Genomic DNA, 20,261 nt, shown 5'->3' with positions numbered 1-20,261 from the left:
AGTACCTGGTAATCTCCGTAACAGTTACATACAGCGTTTCGACGATGGAAGGAACCACGGCGATGACCAGCACACTCTCCAGGAACGACGTTCTCGAGCCCGAGGATGTCTCCGCTCGTTTGCTCGATTCCGCCGCCCAGCTGTCGTACGACCCCTCCGAGGAGGTCGACTGGGAAGCCGATCTCGATCCCTCCCTCTACGGACTCAACCCGGAGTGGAGCACCCTCTACGGCACGAAGCTGTGGGACGAGATGAGCGAAGAGCAGCGCATCACGCTCACCCGCCACGAGGTCTGCTCGATCATGAGCACCGGCATCTGGTTCGAGATGATCCTGCAGCAGATGGTCCTGCGCGATCAGTACTGCAAGGACTCGTCGAACTCGGACTTCCAGTTCGCTCTCACCGAGATCGCCGACGAGTGCCGTCACTCGATCATGTTCGCCCGCGCCTGCCAGAAGATGGGCATCAAGGCCTACCTGCCGCGTCGATCGAGCATCGAACTCGGCCGTGGCTTCAAGGCTCTCGCGTCCGCCGAGGTCGCCTACGGTGGCATCCTCGTCGCCGAAGAGGTACTCGACGTCATGCAGCGCGACTGGATGCGCGGCGAGAACGTGCTGCCACTCGTGCGCACCACCAGCAAGATCCACGTCGTGGAAGAGTCGCGGCACATGACCTTCGCGCGTGCACAGATGCGTGAAGACATTGCAGGCAAGAGCCCGGCTCGCCGCAAGGCCAGCGCGCTCGTCGTCGCGATCGCCGCCCGCCTGATCGTGTCCAACATGGTCAACAAGGAGGTCTACGCAGCAGCTGGCCTCGACGTCGACCGCGCGGTGAAGGAAGCGAAGAACAACGCCCATCACCACACGATGATGCGCACCTCGAGCGAGCACCTGATGGCATTTCTTCTCGATTGCGGTTTGATCACCAAGCCGGCCGAGATGATCTACCGTCGTTTGCACATGCTCTGACCACTCTTTTCGAGGCCGTGAAGGACATCAGATAAACCATGCCGTTCGCGATCACGCAGAACTGTTGCAACGACGCATCCTGCCTGTCGGTGTGCCCGGTCAACTGCATTCATCCGACGCCCGACGAGCCGGATTTCGGTAAGACCGAGCTGCTCTACATCGATCCGCGCTCGTGCATCGACTGCGGTGCCTGCGCGGACGCGTGCCCGGTGGACGCGATCACGCGCGTCTCGCGTCTGACACCGGACCAGCAGATCTACGCCGACATCAACGCCGACTACTACAAGGACAAGCCCGCCGTGGCGGAGTGGGGCGCGCCTCGATTCCCGGTGGCGACGGTCAACGAACTGCCGCCGATCGACATCGCCATCGTCGGGACCGGACCGGCAGCCTGCTACACCGCCCAGGCGCTGTTGCGCGTGCCCGGCACCAACGTCACCTTCTACGACCGGCTGCCCACCGCGGGCGGTCTCGCCCGCTACGGCGTCGCTCCCGATCACCTCGGTACCCGACGCATCCGTGAGCACTTCCGTGGGATCTTCGTCCATCCACGGGTGACGATGAAGCTCGGTGTCGAGGTCGGCAAGGATGTCGACCACGTCGAACTGGCTCGGAAGTTCGACTCGGTGGTCTATGCCGTCGGTGCCGACAAGGACCGAGCCCTCGAGATTCCCGGTATCGACCTCGACGGATCGGTCAGCGCACGCACCCTGGTCGGCTGGTACACCGGCCACCCCGACGTTGCTGCCGACGCGATCGATCTCACCGGCGTCGATCGCGTCACCATCATCGGAAACGGCAACGTCGCACTCGACGCTGCTCGTATCCTCACGGCCGATCCGGACCGGCTCGACGGAACCGAGATCGCTCCTCATGCTCTGGCCGAGCTGCGTCGCCATCGCGTCCGCGAGGTCGTCGTCCTCGCCCGTCGTGGTCCTGAATTCGCGGCGTTCACCCGGTCCGAATGCAAGGCGCTCGTCGATCGCGCCGGCGTCGACGTCGTCGTGGCAGGACCGGACGGAATCGTCGACGCCATCGATCGCCTGCCGTTGTCCGCTCCTGCGTCGGCTCTGGCTGGGGCGACGCAAGTCGAACTGGGCTCGCAGGCACACGCCCGCCGCATCGTCTTCGCGTTCGGCCGAGCTCCGGCTGCTCTCCACGGCAGCGACTCGGTGCAGTCCATCGAAGTCGGCGTCGGTGAGCACGCCGTCGAGCTGCCGACCGAGTTGGTTCTGCTCGCGATCGGCTATCGCGGAACCCCGTCACCGGGAATCCCGTTCGACGACATCAGCGGCACCATCCGTAATGTCGGCGGTCGCATCACCGCTGCCGACGGCACTCCGGTTCCGGGGTGCTACGTCGTCGGGTGGGCCAAGCGAGGTGCCACGGGTGGCATCGGCGACAACAAGATCGATGCGGAGGAAACGGCCGAGGCGTTGCTGGCCGATGTGCCCACGCGTGGGCTTGCCCGTCCGGTCGGTTGGTACGGAAAAGTGAGTGCCGCCCTGGGCGACCGCGTTTCCAGAGCGCGCTGACCGGTCGGAACAGCCCGGTTCTGTTCACCTTGTGTAGCAGTCTCATTCGAGTCTGAGCGATTCGGATGTGTAGCACGGCGCACAGGGTTACCGTTGAGTATGGCTGAACGGGGGGCCAAGCCCCAGGTTTCTTTTGTAAGACGGACGATGCTGCGCGCAGTCCGATCGTTGTTCAATCCGCTCCGGCCCGACGACTACCTGTCGATGATCAATCCGCTGTGGACCACCCGCGAGCTTCGGGGGAAGGTCGAGCGGGTGACACCGGAGGGATCGGAGGCCGTCTCGGTGTACATCCGGCCGGGTTTCGAGTGGCAGGGCCACACACCCGGGCAGTACGTCCGACTCGGAGTACTGATCGACGGTCGGTACCACTGGCGGGCGTATTCGCTCACCTCCGATCCGGACCCGGTGGACGGATTGGTCAGCGTCAGTCCCAAGCTGGTGCCGTCGGGGACGGTCTCGCCGTACTTGGTGGGAACCATCAGGACCGGCGACATCGTCCGGCTCAGTGAGGTCGAGGGCGAGTTCACTCTGCCGAATCCGATTCCGGACAAGATGGTGTTCATCAGTGCAGGCAGTGGCATCACGCCGATCATCAGCATGTTGCGCGCCCTCGATCACCACGATCAGGTACGCGACGTCGTGGTGGTGCATTCGGTGCACAATCGCGACCAGTTGATGTTCGCCGATACCCTCGACGAACTCGAAGCCAAGCACGACGGGCTGACGGTGAAGCTGCGGATCACCAGCGACGAGGGTCGGATGAAGGCGTCCGAATTGGACGAGCTGGTCCCGGATTGGCGTGAGCGCGAAGCATTCTGCTCCGGTCCGGGTGAACATCTGGACGATCTGCGCTCGTACTGGAAAGACCAGGGTGACTACGACCGGTTCCATCACGAGAGTTTTCAGCCGGTCATCGGTGGTGGCGACGATGTAGGCGAGGGCGGCACCGTCAAGTTTCTCAACAGCAAGAAGGACGTCGAATGCGACGGCGGCACAACGATTCTCGCCGCCGGTGAGGAAGCCGGCCTGGATTTGACGTACGGCTGCCGGATCGGCATCTGCCACACCTGCGTAGGTACCCTGAAGAAGGGGCGTTTACGTGATCTACGTAACGGGGATATCTCCGAACCTACGGGGCAAGCGGTTCGGATCTGTGTCAACACTGCTGAGGGCGACATCGAAATCGAACTCTGATCTTCAAATCGAACAGGGGAATGAATGTCTATCGACGAAACCACCAGGCGTGTCACGGGCTCCGACGAGCCGGTGAACCCGCTGGCGCATCTGAGTGACGACACGATCGCCGAACTCGCCAAGGAGTTCGACGCCATCCACGACGAGGTGTACGCCAGCCTCGGTGACAAGGACCGGAAGTACATCACCTCGGTGATCGCAGCCCAGCGACAGCTGCTGGTCGCGGGTCGAGTGTTGCTGCTCGGATCGACCAGCAAGCCGGCATGGCTGGCAGGTACAGCGTGCCTCGGAATCGCAAAGATTCTCGAGAACATGGAGATCGGCCACAACGTCATGCACGGCCAGTGGGACTGGATGAACGACCCGGAAATCCATTCCTCCGTGTGGGATTGGGACACCGCGTCGACCGCGAGCTCGTGGAAGCACTCGCACAACTACGTGCACCACACGTACACCAACATCCGCGGCAAGGACAAGGATCTCGGCTACGAGATCATGCGTATCGACCCGCGGCAGAAGTGGCACCCGGCCTACCTGGCGCAGCCGTTCTACAACGTGCTGCTGATGGCGTTCTTCGAGTGGGGTGTCGCGCTGCACGATCTCGACATCGAGGCCATTCGTCGCGGTGAGAAGCCGGTCAAGGATCTCGTCGAGGATCTCAAGGGCATCGGCGTCAAGGCACGCAAGCAGTTCGTCAAGGACTACGTGGGTTGGCCGCTGATCTCCGCCGGTGCGTTCGCGCTGGCGCAGGTCGCATCGGGTGGACGTCTGCCCGAGAGCAAGCGCTCCAGGCTCGCGTCCAAGCTGCGTGGGTCTGCCCGATTCGGTAAGAACCGTCGGACCGCGGCTCTGCTGGACAGCCGGTTCAGTGGCATCGAGAGCACGTTCCTGTCGACGGTGGCCGCGAACTTCACCGCGAACATCATTCGAAACGTCTGGTCGAACGCGATCATCTTCTGCGGACACTTCCCGGACCAGGCCTACACCTTCAGCCAGGAAGAGGTGGAGAACGAGACCCGCGGTGGGTGGTACGTCCGTCAGCTCGTCGGAGCCGCCAACATCGACGGTGGCCCGTTGTTCCACTTGATGAGCGGCAACCTGAGCTACCAGGTGGAGCACCACCTGTACCCGGACATGCCCAGCACCCGGTACGCGGACGTTGCGCCGAAGATCAAGGACATCTGCGAGCGCTACGAACTGCCCTACAACACCGGACCGTTCTTTCAGCAGTGGGGCATGGTCCAGCGCACCATCGCACGGCTGGCGTTCCCGGGCGGCAAGACTCGGCCGAAGCCGGGCCCCTACCGTCCCGAGGAGAGCTGGCGTCGTAAGTTCGCCGAAGGTGCCACCAAGGACAGCGAGGCCGCGAAGACGCGCGGCCGCGTGCCGGCAGGGCATCCGGCGGCCGGACCGGAGCACAACTCCGGCGGCGTCGATGTTCAGCCGCCGCCCCGTGGCGACGACTGAGTTCGTCCCGTGAAGAGCTGACGAAACCGCGGCCACCCGATTGCCGGGTGGCCGCGGTTCTGCGTTGCGGGTGTCAGGTCATGTCGACATCCTTGGTCTCGATCAACCGCTTGGTGCACACCAGACTGAGTACCGACAGCAGGGCCAGCATGACTCCGATCGAGATGCTGCCGAACGCGGCGGTGAGCGGTGCGGCCAGCATCGGCGGAATCGCGCCACCGAGAACTCCGGCGAGGTTGTAGCCCAAACCTGCTCCGGTGTAACGGAAACGGGTCTGGAACAGCTCGGGGAGCAGGGCTCCGGTCGGTCCGTAGGCAACTCCGAAGATGGCGAGCGTGACGCACATGCCGATCACGAATGCTGCGGGTGACCCGGTGTCGAGAACGGGGAACAGTGCGATCGACCAGGGAATCGCAATGATGCACGCTCCCATGATCACTCGCCGTCGGCCGACGCGATCGGAGTAGGTCGCCGAGACCGCGATGGCAACTCCGAAGATCACCGCGGCACCGATTCCGGTGATCAACACGAACGGCCGGTCGAACCCGAGTGTCTTGGTGCCGTAGCTGGTCAGGTACGCGGTACCCATGTAGAAGAAGGCGAACAGAGATGCCAATGCGCCTGCAGCGGTGAGGATTTCCCGCTTCTGGATGCGCCAGGCGTCGAAGATCGGCAGTTTCGTCGGTGCTGCGTTCGCCGGTGCCTGCTCCTCGGCGAGCTTGTTGGCACGAAAGACCGGGGTCTCCTCGATGGCCAACCGCATGTACAGGCCGATGAGTACCAGAACGGCGCTGAGCAGGAACGGGATTCGCCAACCGTAGTTGAGGAACGTCTCGTTGGTGTCGCCGAGCAGCAGTCCGGTCGCGAGGAATGTCGCGCTGGAGAAGATGAACGCGGCCGACGGTCCCAGCTGAGGGAACATCGCGTAGAAGCCGCGTTTGCCAGGAGGCGCGTACTCGGCCGTCAGCAGTGTCGCGCCTGCCCATTCACCACCGACTGCGAACCCCTGGCCGAACCTGAGCAGCACCAGGATGATCGGAGCAGCCACGCCGATCGTCTCCGCACCGGGCAGCAGACCGATGGCGAACGTGGACACCCCCATCAGCAGCAGCGTCGAGATCAGGGTCTTCTTGCGGCCGATGCGGTCACCGAAGTGCCCGAACAGCACTGCGCCGACGGGCCTGGCGATGAACGCGACCGCGAACGTCGCGAACGAGGCCACGGTGCCTGCGGTGGAGCCGAGGGCCGGGAAGAAGATCGTCGGAAAGACCAGGGCGGCCGCGGTGCCGTAGATGAAGAAGTCGTAGAACTCGATCGTCGTGCCGATGCCACTGGCGACAGCGACCCGGCGGACACTGGTCTTGGTCTGCACCGTAGGTGGCGTCGATGCGGACACACCCGGGTCGTCGGGTGAGACAGTGGTCATGGTTCCTCCGTTTTGTCGGGTATCGGGTGAATGCGCGATACCGAGTGCGACGAACGGTAGTGATCCGAGTCACGCGATGAATACCCCCGGATGGGGGTGTGGTGAACGCACGAGACCTCAGGCGCACCTCAGGGTTCGCCGGTACCGTCTGACACCAAGGGAGCGACGCTTGTGTCCGCAGGGTAGGAAGCAAAGGTGATCTGGTGTCCACAGACCACAATCGGGATGTGTTCGACAGTGAGCGGGTGGCTGCGGCGTACGTGGAGTATGCGGGTCCGACCGACGGCTTTCTCGACTGCGGGGAGGCGGCGGCGCTGGTCGCTGCGGCCTCGGTTGCGCGCGGAACGCCGATACTGGACGTGGGAGTCGGCAGCGGACGAACCACGGCGCTGCTTCGGCTGATCAGCGACCGCTACGTTGCGATCGACTACGCACCCACCATGGTCGACGCCTTTCGGCGGAATTTCCCCGACCTGCAGGCGCATGTGGCCGACGCGCGTGATCTGGCGGACTTCTCCGACGGCGAATTCGGTCTGATCGTGTTCAGCAACAACGGAATCGACACCGTGACCCACGACGAACGAGTTCGAGTACTCGCAGAATTTCACCGAGTTCTCGGCGAGTCCGGAATTCTGGTGTTCTCCACTCTCAACCGCAACGGACCGTCGTTCGGGGAGAAGCCGTTTCAGTTGAGCAGACCGACTCAGCGGTTCACGTTCTCACTCGCGCGCATCGTGACGGCTGTCGGACGACGACTGCTCGATCCCGCCGGAGTCGTTCGTAGCGTTGCCAATTGGTGGTCTGCGCGCTCTCGGGTCGTCGATCGCGGAACGTGGGCCGTAGCGCCGCTCGCTGCGCACGATTTCGCTCCGTTCATGCACTTCACCACCGTGGCAGACGTGCGACGACTGGTGACCGACGCCGGGCTCACCATCTCCGAGATCTTCGCCGACGACGGTTCGATCGTGGCACCCGACGTTCTGGCGAGCTCAGCGGACAACTTCACCGTTTTCGCACGCAAGTAGGGCCTCAGCCCAGTCGCTCGAGCGCCTCGGTCATCTTCTCCACGGTGTCCGGCGCGACTTTCGCCTCGAACCCCGCCTTCAGGAACGGGCCGGCTATCTTGGCGGCACCGTTGAATTCGACCTTCGCGTGGTAGTCGATTCGGGTGGCGTGCGGTCCTTCGGCGGTCAACGTGATGTCGTCGACGCTGGTGGCCGTCTTGTTCTCGCCCTCGAGCACGATGTGATCAGGCTCGTCGGTGACCAAGGTGTAGGTCAACTCCGTGGTGATACCGAACAGCTTGGACACGTTGTGCCACTGCGTTCCGACGGCGACCGGACCGTCGGAAATCTGTGTGCAGCTCTGGGTTCCGGGATCCCACGACGGCGCATGGGAAAAGTCGCGTAGAAAGGCGGCCGCCTTCTCGATCGGAACAGCGGCGGTGAAGGTGCGGGTGACGTCGACCATGAGAATTTCCTGTCGTCGGGGATCAGTCTTCGAGCGGGACGCCGAGGTGCTCGGCGAGCCGGCGCATGGTGCCGACTATCTGCTCCTCGGTCACCCGGGGAAAGCCGGCCATCTTGCGGAACTCCGGGTCGGTGACGCGGGACCAGTCGTAGACCTGTGTGAGAGCTGTCCGATTCTCGGCAACTTCTTCGAGTTCCCAGGACCACCGCGTGCCACGCGGTCCCATCCCCTGGCGGTTGGGAATCCAGCCGACGCGACGATCCTGCTCGAACACGAACACGGTGTTCTCCATGACGTACTCGCCCAGCTCCGGCTGATACATGTCCATCGCAAAGGTGTCGCCCACCGCGCGCAGCGGTGTCGGTTCGATCGCACCACGCAACATCTCCGAGCCGTCGACCGCGGCCTGAACCTCGGGGTTGGCCAGTGCGGTGAACACCGAGGCCGGGGGAGCGTCGATCACGCGTCGGACGGTCAGCTGGTCGCTCATGGGGCTCGCTTTCGGTTGTTTACGCTGGCTACGGAGTTACCCCCGTCTGCGTGGAAGGAAACTCCGGTCGCCGTTTTTGCCTCGCAGTGGACACAGCGACGAAACACGACCGCCACGTCGCATTCGTACAGTCGCCGGGTCGGACTCCACAAAATCCAGCTGTGGAGCAGCACCTTGTCAAGGGGTAGCCATGAGTGGAAATACCGTACGCCTGCAGGCGATCAAAGACGTCGAGGCGTATGTGCCGCCTGCGGTCAGCTTCGTCGGAGACGAGAAGCCGGGCGAGATCTTCGGAGAGAACGTCTTCAGCAAGGTCGTCATGCAGAAGCGACTGCCCAAATCCGTGTTCAAGTCGGTGATGGCGACCATCGACAAAGGCAAGAAGCTCGACCCCCTGGTCGCCGACGCGGTGGCGTCGGCGATGAAGGACTGGGCACTGGAGAAGGGCGCGACGCATTATGCGCACGTCTTCTATCCCCTCACCGGCTTGACGGCCGAGAAGCACGACAGCTTCTTCGACCCGGTCGGAGACGGCAGCGCGCTCGCGGAATTCGCGGGCAAGACGCTGATCCAGGGCGAGCCCGACGCGTCGAGCTTCCCCAACGGCGGCCTGCGCAATACGTTCGAGGCTCGTGGGTACACCGGTTGGGACGTCACCAGCCCGGCGTACGTACTGGAGAATCCGAACGGCAACACCCTGTGCATCCCGACGGTGTTCGTCTCGATGACCGGTGAGGCCCTCGACCACAAGACGCCGTTGCTGCGTTCGCAGCAGGCCATGGGTGGGCACGCCGAGCGGATCCTGAAGCTGTTCGGGCACGAGAACATCGAGAACATCGTCTCGTTCTGTGGTCCGGAGCAGGAGTACTTCCTGGTCGACCGACACTTCTTCCTCGCCCGGCCCGACCTGCTCAATGCCGGCCGCACCCTGTTCGGCTCGAAGCCGCCGAAGGGCCAGGAGTTCGACGATCACTACTTCGGAGCCATTCCCGAGCGTGTGCTCGGCTTCATGATGGACACCGAGCGCGAGCTGTTCAAGCTCGGCATCCCGGCCAAGACCCGGCACAACGAGGTCGCACCAGGGCAGTTCGAGATCGCGCCGATGTTCGAGCGCGGCAACATCGCAGCCGACCACCAGCAACTGCTGATGACGACGTTCAAGACCATCGCCAAGAAGCACGGCATGGAGTGCCTGTTCCACGAGAAGCCCTTCGAGGGCGTCAACGGCTCCGGCAAGCACGTCAACTTCTCGCTCGGTAACTCCGATCTGGGATCGCTGCTGGTGCCCGGGGACAACCCCCACGACAACGCGCAGTTCCTCGTCTTCTGTGCTGCCGTCATCCGCGCGGTGCACAAGTACGGCGGTCTGCTGCGCGCCTCGGTGGCGTCGGCGACCAACGATCATCGCCTCGGCGCGAACGAGGCTCCGCCCGCGATCATCTCGATCTTCCTCGGCGATCAGCTCGCCGACGTGTTCGACCAGATCGCCAAGGGCGCGGCCACGTCGTCGAAGGGCAAGGGCACCATGATGATCGGTGCCGACACCCTGCCCGTATTGCCGACCGACCCCGGCGACCGCAACCGAACCAGTCCGTTCGCGTTCACCGGCAACAGGTTCGAGTTCCGTGCACCCGGTTCGATGCAGACCGTCAACGGCCCGATGGTCACGATCAACACGATCATGGCCGAGGCTCTCGACTACATGGCGACCAACCTCGAGCTGGCCGTCGCCGAGGGAACCGATTTCGACACCGCGGTGCAGAACCTCTTGACCGAGATCATCACCGAGCACGGTGCGGTGGTGTTCAACGGCGACGGCTACTCCGACAACTGGCAGATCGAGGCCGAGTCACGCGGCCTGCCGAACCTGCGTACGACGCTCGACGCGTTGCCCGAACTCATCTCGGACTCGGCCATGGAACTGTTCGAGAAGTACAAGGTGTTCAACCACCGAGAGATGCACTCGCGCTACGAGATCGGGCTCGAACAGTACGCATTGACGGTGTTCGTCGAGGCGCGTCTGACACTCGAGATGGGCCAGACGTCCATTCTGCCCGCAGCCGTGCGCTATCAGACCGAGCTGGCGCAGAACGTCAGTGCACTCAAGGGTGCAGGCGTCGACGACGTCGACATGACTGCGCTGCAGGCGGTGTCGGCACCGCTCGCCGAGCTGCGCGCGGCGTTGGCGACGTTGAAGGCCGCGCTCGAAGCCGACCCCGGCGGCGAGGCCCTCGCCGAGGCGACGCACGCCAAGGACGAACTGCTGCCCGCGATGGCCGCCGTTCGATCTGCGGCGGACACTCTGGAAGCCATGGTGGCCGACGATCTGTGGCCGCTGCCGACGTATCAGGAGATGCTCTACATCCTGTAGTGCGCTGCGCGCAGGAGTGGAGCCTGCGGAACGACCAGATAGAACAGTGGTGCGGATAAGTGCTCTTCGGGGCACCTATCCGCACCACTGCTGCGTTCGGCGTGAGCAATGTCTCGAGGCGGAATAGCTCGGTGGATCTTTCGAGTTCGGAGTGGACAGTGGCAAAGATTGTGCACGCACTCGTGAGGAGAGAGATCCATGAAGTTGTTTACCCCGTTGGCGCTCGGTGACCTGAAGCTCGACAACCGGCTGGTGATGGCCCCGCTCACGCGGACGCGCTCCGGCCAGGACGGTGTACCGGGCCCGCTGGTGGTCGAGCACTACAAGCAGCGTGCATCCCTGGGTCTGATCGTCAGTGAAGGTACGTACCCCAGCCATGCGGGCCAGGGCTTTCCCGGTCAGCCCGGTCTGGTCACCGACGAGCAAATCGAGGGCTGGCGCAACGTCGCCGATGCAGTGCACGCCGACGGCGGACGGATCTTCGCGCAGGTGATGCACGCCGGTCGCGTGACCCACGAGGCGACGACGGGTGGCCGCGAGGTCGTCGGGCCCAGTGCAATTGCCATCGAGGGCGAGACCCACACCTACGAGGGCAAGAAGGCGTACCCCACCCCGCGTGCGCTGCGCGAGGACGAGCTGCCCTCGGTGATCGCCGAGTTCGTGCAGGCGTCGAAGAACGCGATCGCCGCCGGAATGGACGGCGTCGAGATTCACGGTGCAAACGGCTATCTGTTGCACGAATTCCTTTCGCCCGCCTCGAACCAGCGCGACGACTCGTACGGCGGCTCGCCGGAGAATCGGGCGCGCTTCGTGGCCGAGGTCGTGGAAGCAGTGGTCGCCGCTCTCGGAGCGGGCAAGGTCGGAATTCGCATTTCACCCGAGCACAACATCCAGGACGCGCTCGAGACGGACGCCGATGACGTGCGCGCAACCTACCGCGCATTGGTCGATCGAATTGCACCCCTGGGATTGGCGTACCTCAGTGTGCTGCACAAGGATCCGTCGGGCGAGCTGGTCCAGGATCTGCGACAGGCCTTCGGCGGCCCGGTGCTCGTCAACAGTGGCTTCGGTGAGATCACCACCCGCGACGAGGCGCTCTCACTCCTCGACAACGGAATCGGCGACGCAGTTGTCGTCGGCCGTCCGGCGATCGCCAACCCCGACCTCGCCTACCGCTGGCGCGAGGATCTGCCGTTGAACGAGCCCGATCCGAGCACCTTCTACACCGATGGTGCCGAGGGCTACACGGATTACCCGGCCTTGCAGCACTGACGAGTGCCTAGCGGCAGGAGTGGAGCCTGCGGAACGACCCGATGCGCAGTGGTGTGTTCGAGTGCCCCGTAGGGGACTCGAACACACCACTGCGCGGAGCGCACTCAGAAGTCTGCGGTTTTACGGGCGCGGATCTTGCTGACGATCGAGAACACCACAGCGATGACCATCAGTGCGTAGAGCACGATGGTGATGCCGCTGCTGATCAGAATCGACGGATCTCCTTCGCTGACGGCCAGTGCGCGTCGCAGTGATTCCTCGGCGAGCGGGCCGAGGATCACCGCGATGAGCACCGGTGCGAGCGGAATTTCGTAGCGTCGCATCATGAATCCGACGATGCCGAGTCCGAGCATGAAGATCAGGTCCACGATCGACGCACTCGACGCGTAGACGCCAAGGGCTGCGAACACCGAAATACCGGCGTAGAGGTAGTTCTTCGGGATCTTCAAAAGCTGCGCCCACAGTGGTGCGAACGGCAGGTTGAGGATCAACAGCACGATCATGGCCACGAACAGGCTGGCCAGCAGGGCCCAGACGATGTCGCCGCTGCGCTCGAAGAGCAGGGGCCCGGGTTGCATGCCGTACTGCTGGAAGGCCGCCAGCATGATCGCGGCCGTCGCCGACGTGGGCAGACCCAGAGCCAGCAATGCTCCCATTGCCGTTCCGGCCGTGGAGTTTCCGGCGGCCTCGGGACCCGCGACGCCTCGAATGGCACCCTTGCCGAACATCGGCTTCTCGCGTTTGCGATCGAGCCTGCGCTCGGTGCCGTAGGCCAGGAAGCTCGGCACTTCGGCACCACCTGCGGGGATCACACCGAACGGCACACCGAATGCCGTGCCGCGCATCCATGCCGGCAACGCATCGCGGAACTCTGCCTTGCTCAGCCACGGTCGTCCCTGCGACTTGATCAGCGAACGGTCCTCGGGTCGACCGATCTTCGACGCGATGTGGATGACCTCACCGAGGGCGAGCATCGCGACGGTGATGACGACGATGTGGATGCCGTCGAACAGGGCAGGGACCTCGAACGTGAATCGTGAAGCGCCCGAAGGGCCGTCGATACCGATGACGGCGAGGGTGAGGCCGATCAGCAGTGCGGTCAGGCCCTTGAGTGCGGAGTCCGAGACCACCGCCGAGGTGGCGATGAACGCGAACACCGCGAGGGCGAGATATTCGGCGGGACCGAAGTTGCTCGCCAAGGCGGCGAGCGTCGGGGCGAAGAACACCACCAGGGTGGTCGCGACGATACCGCCGATGAACGCGCCGATCGCCGAGGTGGCCAAAGCCTGTGGGGCGCGGCCGTTCTTGGCCATTCGATGGCCCTCGAACGTGCCTGCGATCGCAGTGCTGTTGCCGGGGGTGTTCATCAGAATGCCCGAGATGGAATCGCCGAACAGGCCGCCGAAATACACTCCGGCGAACATGATCAACGCGGCGGTCGGGTCCAGGGTGAAGGTGACGGGCAGCAGCAGGGCCACGGCCATGGCGGAGCCGAGACCGGGCAGGACGCCCACGGCGGTTCCGAGCAGCGCGCCGACGAACACCCAGACGAGGTTCATCGGAGTCAGCGCGGTGCCGAATCCGTCGATGAGATTGCTCAATGAATCCATCAGAAGTTCAGCTCCGTCAGAAGATTTGGGCGAGGACGCCGCCGGGCAGGGTCAGCCCGAGGCCAGCGGAGAATGCGATCTGAATCGTGCTCGAGACCAGCAGTGCGACTGCCGCGTCGAACACGTAACGGCGACCGCCCAATCCGACCGACACGCCCCAGAACAGCAGCGCGCCGGCCAGGACCCAGCCGAGCGGGTCGAGCAGGGCGATGAACAATGCCACCGATCCGACGGTGATCGACAGGGTTCGCCAGTTGCTGACGGTGCCGGTGTGCGGCTTTCCGTCGGCGTCGACCCCGCGGTCGATCACGTCGGGCTTGACCATCAACTGAATTGTGACCAACAGGGCGACGACGAAGCAACCGCCGGCGACGATGGCCGGAAAGACCTGTGGGCCAGGCGAGGTGGCGGTGGACGGAACATCCATCGTGACGGTTCCGTAGACCAGGAACACTCCCAGTGCAACGAGCAGTGCCGGAACGATCAGGCCGCTGCGGCCGGTCCAGAACGACCGGGACGTACCCGTGTCGGTGTCTGTGGTCGTCGTTGTCATACCAGCCCCAATTCCTCGAGAATTCCGGTGATCCGTGTCTGCTCGACCTCGAGGAATTCGCCGAATTCGTCTCCGGTCAGCACCGATTCCTTCCAACGGTTGCGTTCGACGGCCGTGGCCCACTGCTCGGTTTCGACCATCTCGGTGACGATGTCGACGAGAGTCTGCCGGTCCTCGTCCGAGATCCCCGGGGGCGCAACGATTCCACGCCAGTTCACCAGGTCGACGTTGTAGCCCTGTTCGATGAACGTCTCCACGTCGAATCCCTCGAGCGGCTCGGGCGCGGCGACGGCGAGTGCGCGTACGTTGCCTGCCTCGATCTGGTCGCGGAAGTCGTTGAAGCCACTGACCGCGACGCCGACGGTGTTCGACAGCAGCGACGTCAGGACTTCGCCGCCTCCGGAGTAGGCGATGTAATTGATTGCGGCCGGGTCGATGTCGGCTTCCTGCGCCAACTGACCCGCGACGATGTGGTCGATTCCGCCGAGGGAGCCGCCGCCGATCGGTAGTCCACCGGGATTGGCCCGCCATGCCTCGATCATGTCCTCGAGATTCTGGATGGGTGAATCCTTGGGCACCACGAAGACCTCGAAGTCCTCGGCGAGCTTGGCGATCGGGACGGTGTCGGCCAGTGTGGTCTCGGAGTTGTTGATCGCGATGCCGCCGAGCATGACGGTTCCGGTGATCATGACGGTGGTGGGCTGACCGCTGAGGTTGTCGAGTTGGCTCAGGCCGATAGTGCCGCCGGCACCGGGGACATTGACGACCTGAGCGTTGTTGACGATGCCGTCGCTACGTAGCGCCTGTTGCGATTCGCGGGCGACCAGATCCCAGCCTCCGCCCGCGGCGGCCGGTGCGATCAGTGTCAATTTGGCTCGGGCGTCGGATCCGCTGGCACTGCGAGCGGCGTCGATTCCGGCAACGGTGACTGCTCCCACCACCACCAAGGCTCCGGCCGTTCGTAGCAGTGTGGGCGATATCGCCATCAGAGACCTTTCGTGTGGGGTGTCACAGCGTCAGGTTAGATACAGTTTGTCTGATTAGTCCAGTTCACAAATCCCCGAGGGTGATCCTCGGTGAAGACGAGCAACGAGCAACGGGAGAGAACGTGTCGGTAGCGAGCGCAGTGGCAGTAGCGATGAGCAACACACCGGAGGGGCAGGAAGCGTTGCGCCGCGGTGCCGCCGAGGCCGAGCTGCGTCAGGCCGAGCTGATCGTGTTGTCCGTGGTGGACCGCGATTCCGTATCGGCAGAGGACCGCGCGGCAGCGCAGGCCGAGGTGGAGAAAACCCTTCCCGGAACTGCCACCACCGTGCGCGTCGAGCCCGACGGCGGCGACCCGGCCGGCGCGCTGGTCGATCTTGTCGCAGACGTCGGTGCGGGCCTGGTCGTCATCGGCTCCAAGCGTCGCTCCGCGGTGGGCAAGTTCCTGATGGGCAGCACCGTGCAGCGAGTGTTGCTGGACTGCCCGGTTCCCGTCCTGGTCGTGAAGGCACCGTGACCCGACACTGACTTCGACCCGGTAGTATCGGACAAACTTCACCCTTACAACCTCGAGGAATCATGGACAGCGATAAACCCGGGCCGGACACGGCCCCCCGCACCACAGCTACTACGTGCGAGGCGGTGTCCGGCGAATGAGCGTTCTGCTCACTCTTCTGCTCGGCCTGCTCGTCGTTTTCCTCATCACCGTCGCGACCGGCTACTTCGTAGCTCAGGAATTCGCGTACATGACCGTCGACCGGTCCCGGCTCAAGGCACGTGCCGAGGCCGGTGACGCCGTCGCCGCTCGTACCCTGACCGTCACCAAGCGCACGTCCTTCATGCTGTCCGGCGCGCAGCTGGGCATCACGGTCACCGGCCTGCTGGTCGGCTATGTCGCCGAACCGCTGATCGGTCAGTCCTTCGGCGCGATACTGGGCGGCGTCGGAGTTCCGACGGCCGTCGGTGTCGGCCTCGGTGCCGTTCTGGCCATCACGTTCGCGACGTTCGTGCAGATGCTCTTCGGTGAACTGTTCCCGAAGAATTTCGCCATCGCCCGCCCCGAGCCGGTGGCTCGATGGCTTTCGCTGTCGACGACCATCTACCTCAAGCTCTTCGGGTGGTTGATCACCATCTTCGACCAGTCGTCGAACCTGTTGCTCAAGGCTCTCAAGATCGAGCCGGTGCACGACGTGGAGCACTCGGCGAGCCTGCGCGACCTCGAGCACATCGTCTCGGATTCCCGCGAGACCGGCGATCTGCCCGACGAATTGTCGACGCTGCTCGATCGAATCCTCGACTTCCCCACTCGCACAGTCGAACACGCGATGATCCCGCGCTCGCGATCGGCGACGGTCCGAGACACCGACACTCTCAGCGAGGTCGCTGCCCTGATGGGGCAGGAGCACTCGAGGTATCCGGTGCTCGACGAGGACGACGGTATCGTCGGCGTCGTCCATCTCGCGGACGTCCTGTCCGCGACGGTGCCGGGTTCCAGACCGATCTCCGAGCTCACGCGTGACGCGCTGATCCTCCCGGAGATCCAGACCCTGCCCGACGCGATGCGCGAGTTGCGCTCGACCAAGAACCAATTGGCTTGTGTGATCGACGAATACGGCGGTCTGACCGGCGTCATCACGATCGAGGACCTGGCCGAGGAGCTGGTCGGCGAGATCACCGACGAGCACGACGACGACCTGTCCGATCCGAGCCCGGTCAGTGCCGACGACGGCAGCTGGACCATGGCCGGCGAGGTGCACGTCGACGAGGTCGAACGTGCCATCGGCATCGATCTGCCCGAGGGTGACTACGAGACCATTGCCGGTTTCGCCATCGCGCACAACGGATCTCTCCCCGATGTCGGGGAACGGATCGAAGTGGACCTACCACCGGACAACGCCGATCTGGCGAACGACGAGGAGAGTCCCGTTCGTTTCGTCATCCTCGAGATCGAGGAGATCGACAGCCACGTCCCGTCCCTGCTGACTCTGACGCTCGGCGAGCGTGACCCCGAACACGACGACGAGTCGGCCGAGTCGAAGGAAAGTGTGCACCGATGAGCAACATCTGGATTTTCCTGGCCGTCACGATCGGCCTCATCGCTGCCAGTGCCTTCTTCGTGGCCGTCGAGTTCGCGCTGTTGGCCGCCAAGCGGCATCGGCTCGAAGACGCGGCACCCAATTCACGTTCCGCTCGTGCGGCGCTGCGCAGCTCGTCCGAGCTGACGGTTCTGCTCGCCGGCTCCCAGCTCGGCATCACCGTCTGCACCCTCGGTCTCGGTGCGACGACGAAGCCGGCCGTGCACTACTGGCTCACGCCCCTGTTCGAGAGCGGCGGCCTGCCGTACTGGTTCGCCGACGTCCTCGGTTTCGTGCTCGCGCTGATCATCGTCACCTTCCTGCACCTGGTGGTCGGTGAGATGGCTCCGAAGTCCTGGGCCATCGCCCATCCGGAGAAGTCCGCGACGATGCTCGCAATCCCTATGCGCGCGTTCATGTTTCTCACCCGTCCGGTGCTGACGGCACTGAACAACATGGCGAACTGGTGCCTGCGGCGGGTCGGCGTCGAGCCGGCCGACACCGTTGGTACGGGCCAGAACGCGGACGACCTTCGGCAGCTGGTGGAACATTCGGTGAACGTCGGTGCCCTCGATGCCAGCTATCAGGCGCAGATTTCCAGTGCGCTGGAACTGCAGGAGTTGACCGTCGGTGACCTGGTGCGTCAGTTCGGCAAGCCCACGTCGGTACCGTCCACAGCGACGATCGACGACGTGCGCGAGGCCTCACGTCGCTCGGGACATCTGCGGATCCTGGTCAGCGACGCGGACGTGGTCAAGGGCGTGGTGCACGTGCGCGACACGTTGACCGCTCCGCAGACCCTCGCCGAGATCACGCGTCCGGCATACACGCTCGAGGCGACGACGCCGGTGTACGTTGCCCTGCAGTCGATGCGCGAGACCCGGCATCACCTGGCACTGGTGGTCGACGGTTCGGCGGCGGCGGACGATCCGGCTCGCAGCGTCGGCGTCGTGACCCTGTCGGATGTGTTGACCCGACTGTTGCCCCAGCCGGTCTGATTCGATTCCGGTTTCGAACGAGACATCCCCGCCCGGCCGAGAAGGCCGAGCGGGGATGTCTTCGTCGTGACGGGTCGAAAGAACTCAGATCGGGGCGACAACCAGCAGGTGTGCCCAGTACGACGCGACGTCGTGGCCGAGTTGGGGGAGCAGAACGTCGTAGAGCAGGTAGGACATCATTGCCGTCGAACTCCTTGTTCAGCGTGCCGTTTCCGACTCGCGTTCCGAGATTGTGGGTGACCGAGACTGCCGGTCACTGAGACTGTAGATCACACAGCCTTCGGTGACATCCATATCGCCCACTCGCACCCCCGTGGCGCACGTCAGCCGATGCAGCCCTGCAGGGTGGTGAAGCTGCCCGCGATTCCGGCACCGTTGCACACCGCGCCGTTCGGGGTGAGGGTGATGGTGGAGCCCGGTGCTGCCACCGCGATGGAGAGCCCGAGACCGGCTGCGGTGTTCTGTGCGACGGCACCGGGGCCGAAGGCGATCGCTGCAGGCGCGCCACCGAAACTGCCGTTGCTCACTGCAGTTCCACCGTTCAGTCCCAGTGCAAGGGCGGCTGCGTTGTTCATCGCCTCGGCCGAACCCCAGCCCTCGAGGCCGAGGCCGGCCGCCGCACTCGCGACGTCGGCGGAGCTGTCGCACTGCGATCCTCCGACGAGCGCAGCGACATCGGCCCCTCCGGGTGCGGTGGTGCAGGCGACCGGTGCTGCGGATGCGGTGCCGGGTACCAGTGCCGCGAATGCACACGCGAATCCGAATGCTGCCGCCCCGCCGACAATCCTCTTGGTGTGGAACATGGTGAATGCCTCCCCAGATCAGTGCGTCGGCACCGGTGTGCCGAGCGTGTCGGTCGTCGGGCCGATGTTGCGCAGGACCCGCACGCCCTGGAGTCGAGTCTAGACGGGTCCGAACGCGGCACGGGTTCGGCATCATCACGGAAACGTCTCGGTAGTATCACGCTGAAATAACGCGCTGGTGGGTGTTCGCGGCCTCTAGGATCGGACCGTGATCGGACGCATCGACGAGGTCGTTTTCGACTGCACGGACCCGGCATCGCTGGCGCAATTCTGGGCCGCGATACTCGGCGGAAAGCCGATGGTGCGTGACGCCGCCTGGCACTTCGTCGACGTCCCCGGGTTCACTCGGCTGGCATTTCAGCGAGTCCCGGAGAGCAAAGCGGGTAAGAATCGGCTCCACCTCGACGTCGCCGTATCGGATATCGACCGTGCCGTCGGGTCGGCCGTCGCCCTGGGTGCGAGGGTGCTCGGCGACCGACACTCCGACGCGGCGGGAACCTTCCAGGTGCTGCTCGATCCCGAGGGCAACGAGTGGTGCCTGGTGACGCCTCCCGCCTGAGCCCGGCCGATCAGCGGGCGTCGTGTTCGGCGCGTGACTCGAGGACGGCAGGCATGTTGCCCTCGATCAGTTCGATGAGATCGGCCAATCGGGCACCGACGTCGCGTCCCAGCGGGGTGAGGCTGTACTCCACCTTCGGTGGAATGGTCTCGAGGACGGTGCGAACCACGAGACCGTCCCGCTCGAGGGTCTGGAGGGTCTGCGAGAGCATGCGTTCGCTGACGCCGTCGACGCGTCGGCGCAACGCGTTGAATCGATAGTCGCCCTCGGTGAGGGCGGCGAGGGCGAGCACGCCCCACCTGCTGGTGGCGTTCTGCAATGTCTGCCTCGACGCACAGTCACGCGCGAAGACGGACGCTTCGAGAGATTCTGCGGGCTCGGACATATCGCCATGCTAGCGCATATCAAAGAGTCAGTAATAACTAGAAGGGTTGCACTGCACGAAAAGTAAGTGCATAGTGAAGGGGTACTCGACACCTCGAC

The 20,261-nt window shown here is 64.2% G+C and carries 19 protein-coding genes; 11 read left to right on the top strand and 8 right to left on the bottom strand.

The window, feature by feature from the left end; all coding sequences use genetic code 11:
• Nucleotides 1–62 precede the first annotated feature (62 nt).
• The 4 genes from R4P47_RS15225 to R4P47_RS15210 all read left to right on the top strand — a co-directional run bounded on the left by R4P47_RS15225 (nucleotide 63) and on the right by R4P47_RS15210 (nucleotide 5,167).
• A complete protein-coding gene (locus R4P47_RS15225; RefSeq protein WP_082898813.1) occupies nucleotides 63–968 on the top strand; it encodes an AurF N-oxygenase family protein in 906 nt (301 codons plus the stop codon).
• Nucleotides 969–1,006: 38 nt separating this feature from the next.
• On the top strand, nucleotides 1,007–2,503 hold the full coding sequence (locus tag R4P47_RS15220; protein ID WP_149404942.1) for an FAD-dependent oxidoreductase: 1,497 nt from the start codon (nucleotides 1,007–1,009) through the stop codon (nucleotides 2,501–2,503).
• A 99-nt stretch (nucleotides 2,504–2,602) separates the two neighbouring features.
• A complete protein-coding gene (locus R4P47_RS15215) occupies nucleotides 2,603–3,700 on the top strand; it encodes a ferredoxin reductase (RefSeq protein WP_176460324.1) in 1,098 nt (365 codons plus the stop codon).
• Nucleotides 3,701–3,724: 24 nt separating this feature from the next.
• Nucleotides 3,725–5,167, top strand: coding sequence for a fatty acid desaturase family protein (locus R4P47_RS15210; protein ID WP_068055731.1), 1,443 nt, complete (start codon nucleotides 3,725–3,727; stop codon nucleotides 5,165–5,167).
• A 73-nt stretch (nucleotides 5,168–5,240) separates the two neighbouring features.
• Here R4P47_RS15210 and R4P47_RS15205 read toward each other — a convergent pair whose 3' ends face one another.
• Nucleotides 5,241–6,593 (bottom strand): MFS transporter, encoded by a 1,353-nt coding sequence (locus R4P47_RS15205; protein ID WP_149404943.1) that lies wholly within the window; start codon nucleotides 6,591–6,593, stop codon nucleotides 5,241–5,243.
• 203 nt (nucleotides 6,594–6,796) lie between these two features.
• Between R4P47_RS15205 and R4P47_RS15200 the strand changes: the two genes are divergently transcribed.
• On the top strand, nucleotides 6,797–7,618 hold the full coding sequence (locus R4P47_RS15200) for a class I SAM-dependent methyltransferase (protein WP_149404944.1): 822 nt from the start codon (nucleotides 6,797–6,799) through the stop codon (nucleotides 7,616–7,618).
• Nucleotides 7,619–7,622: 4 nt separating this feature from the next.
• Here R4P47_RS15200 and R4P47_RS15195 read toward each other — a convergent pair whose 3' ends face one another.
• The gene (locus tag R4P47_RS15195) at nucleotides 7,623–8,063 is read right to left on the bottom strand and encodes an SRPBCC family protein (protein WP_149404945.1); all 441 of its coding nucleotides are present in this window, start codon (nucleotides 8,061–8,063) and stop codon (nucleotides 7,623–7,625) included.
• A 22-nt stretch (nucleotides 8,064–8,085) separates the two neighbouring features.
• Nucleotides 8,086–8,553, bottom strand: a complete 468-nt coding sequence (locus R4P47_RS15190; RefSeq protein ID WP_149404946.1) for an SRPBCC domain-containing protein — start codon at nucleotides 8,551–8,553, stop codon at nucleotides 8,086–8,088.
• A 190-nt stretch (nucleotides 8,554–8,743) separates the two neighbouring features.
• Here R4P47_RS15190 and R4P47_RS15185 point away from each other — a divergent pair, with 190 nt between their 5' ends.
• Both R4P47_RS15185 and R4P47_RS15180 read left to right on the top strand, forming a co-directional pair.
• A complete protein-coding gene (locus tag R4P47_RS15185) occupies nucleotides 8,744–10,924 on the top strand; it encodes a glutamine synthetase III (protein ID WP_149404947.1) in 2,181 nt (726 codons plus the stop codon).
• Between the two features lie 198 nt (nucleotides 10,925–11,122).
• Complete coding sequence (locus R4P47_RS15180) at nucleotides 11,123–12,196, top strand: alkene reductase (RefSeq protein ID WP_149404948.1); 1,074 nt, start codon at nucleotides 11,123–11,125, stop codon at nucleotides 12,194–12,196.
• A gap of 104 nt (nucleotides 12,197–12,300) precedes the next feature.
• Here R4P47_RS15180 and R4P47_RS15175 read toward each other — a convergent pair whose 3' ends face one another.
• Genes R4P47_RS15175 through R4P47_RS15165 form a run of 3 tightly spaced genes read right to left on the bottom strand, consistent with a single transcriptional unit; the run spans nucleotide 12,301 to nucleotide 15,345 of the window.
• Complete coding sequence (locus R4P47_RS15175; protein WP_149404949.1) at nucleotides 12,301–13,806, bottom strand: tripartite tricarboxylate transporter permease; 1,506 nt, start codon at nucleotides 13,804–13,806, stop codon at nucleotides 12,301–12,303.
• Between the two features lie 16 nt (nucleotides 13,807–13,822).
• Nucleotides 13,823–14,359, bottom strand: coding sequence for a tripartite tricarboxylate transporter TctB family protein (locus R4P47_RS15170; protein WP_094639255.1), 537 nt, complete (start codon nucleotides 14,357–14,359; stop codon nucleotides 13,823–13,825).
• A complete protein-coding gene (locus tag R4P47_RS15165; protein ID WP_149404950.1) occupies nucleotides 14,356–15,345 on the bottom strand; it encodes a Bug family tripartite tricarboxylate transporter substrate binding protein in 990 nt (329 codons plus the stop codon). Before R4P47_RS15165 ends, R4P47_RS15170 begins: the two co-directional genes overlap by 4 nt.
• A 122-nt stretch (nucleotides 15,346–15,467) precedes the next feature.
• On the opposite strand from R4P47_RS15165, the gene R4P47_RS15160 reads away from it, so the two are divergent.
• The 3 genes from R4P47_RS15160 (at nucleotide 15,468) to R4P47_RS15150 (ending at nucleotide 18,416) form a co-directional block, all read left to right on the top strand.
• On the top strand, nucleotides 15,468–15,860 hold the full coding sequence (locus R4P47_RS15160; protein WP_262498235.1) for a universal stress protein: 393 nt from the start codon (nucleotides 15,468–15,470) through the stop codon (nucleotides 15,858–15,860).
• 136 nt (nucleotides 15,861–15,996) lie between these two features.
• Nucleotides 15,997–17,400, top strand: coding sequence for a hemolysin family protein (locus R4P47_RS15155; protein ID WP_149404951.1), 1,404 nt, complete (start codon nucleotides 15,997–15,999; stop codon nucleotides 17,398–17,400).
• Nucleotides 17,397–18,416 carry a hemolysin family protein gene (locus R4P47_RS15150; RefSeq protein ID WP_068055764.1) on the top strand — a complete coding sequence of 340 codons (1,020 nt, stop codon included), beginning with the start codon at nucleotides 17,397–17,399 and terminating at the stop codon, nucleotides 18,414–18,416. The genes R4P47_RS15155 and R4P47_RS15150 overlap by 4 nt, the downstream gene beginning before the upstream one ends.
• A 323-nt stretch (nucleotides 18,417–18,739) precedes the next feature.
• Here the strand turns inward: R4P47_RS15150 and R4P47_RS15145 are convergent, their stop codons facing one another.
• Nucleotides 18,740–19,219 (bottom strand): DUF6764 family protein, encoded by a 480-nt coding sequence (locus R4P47_RS15145; RefSeq protein ID WP_068055767.1) that lies wholly within the window; start codon nucleotides 19,217–19,219, stop codon nucleotides 18,740–18,742.
• A gap of 208 nt (nucleotides 19,220–19,427) precedes the next feature.
• Here R4P47_RS15145 and R4P47_RS15140 point away from each other — a divergent pair, with 208 nt between their 5' ends.
• Nucleotides 19,428–19,778 carry a VOC family protein gene (locus tag R4P47_RS15140; RefSeq protein ID WP_149404952.1) on the top strand — a complete coding sequence of 117 codons (351 nt, stop codon included), beginning with the start codon at nucleotides 19,428–19,430 and terminating at the stop codon, nucleotides 19,776–19,778.
• A 10-nt stretch (nucleotides 19,779–19,788) separates the two neighbouring features.
• On the opposite strand, the gene R4P47_RS15135 is transcribed toward R4P47_RS15140, so the two are convergent.
• Nucleotides 19,789–20,163 carry a winged helix-turn-helix transcriptional regulator gene (locus R4P47_RS15135; protein WP_149404953.1) on the bottom strand — a complete coding sequence of 125 codons (375 nt, stop codon included), beginning with the start codon at nucleotides 20,161–20,163 and terminating at the stop codon, nucleotides 19,789–19,791.
• Nucleotides 20,164–20,261 lie beyond the last annotated feature (98 nt).

The sequence above is a fragment of the Rhodococcus sp. IEGM 1370 genome (genome assembly GCF_033142325.1).
GTDB lineage: Bacteria > Actinomycetota > Actinomycetes > Mycobacteriales > Mycobacteriaceae > Rhodococcoides.
Note: the sequence above shows the minus strand (reverse complement) of the source record. Positions and strands in the feature narration are given on the sequence as shown.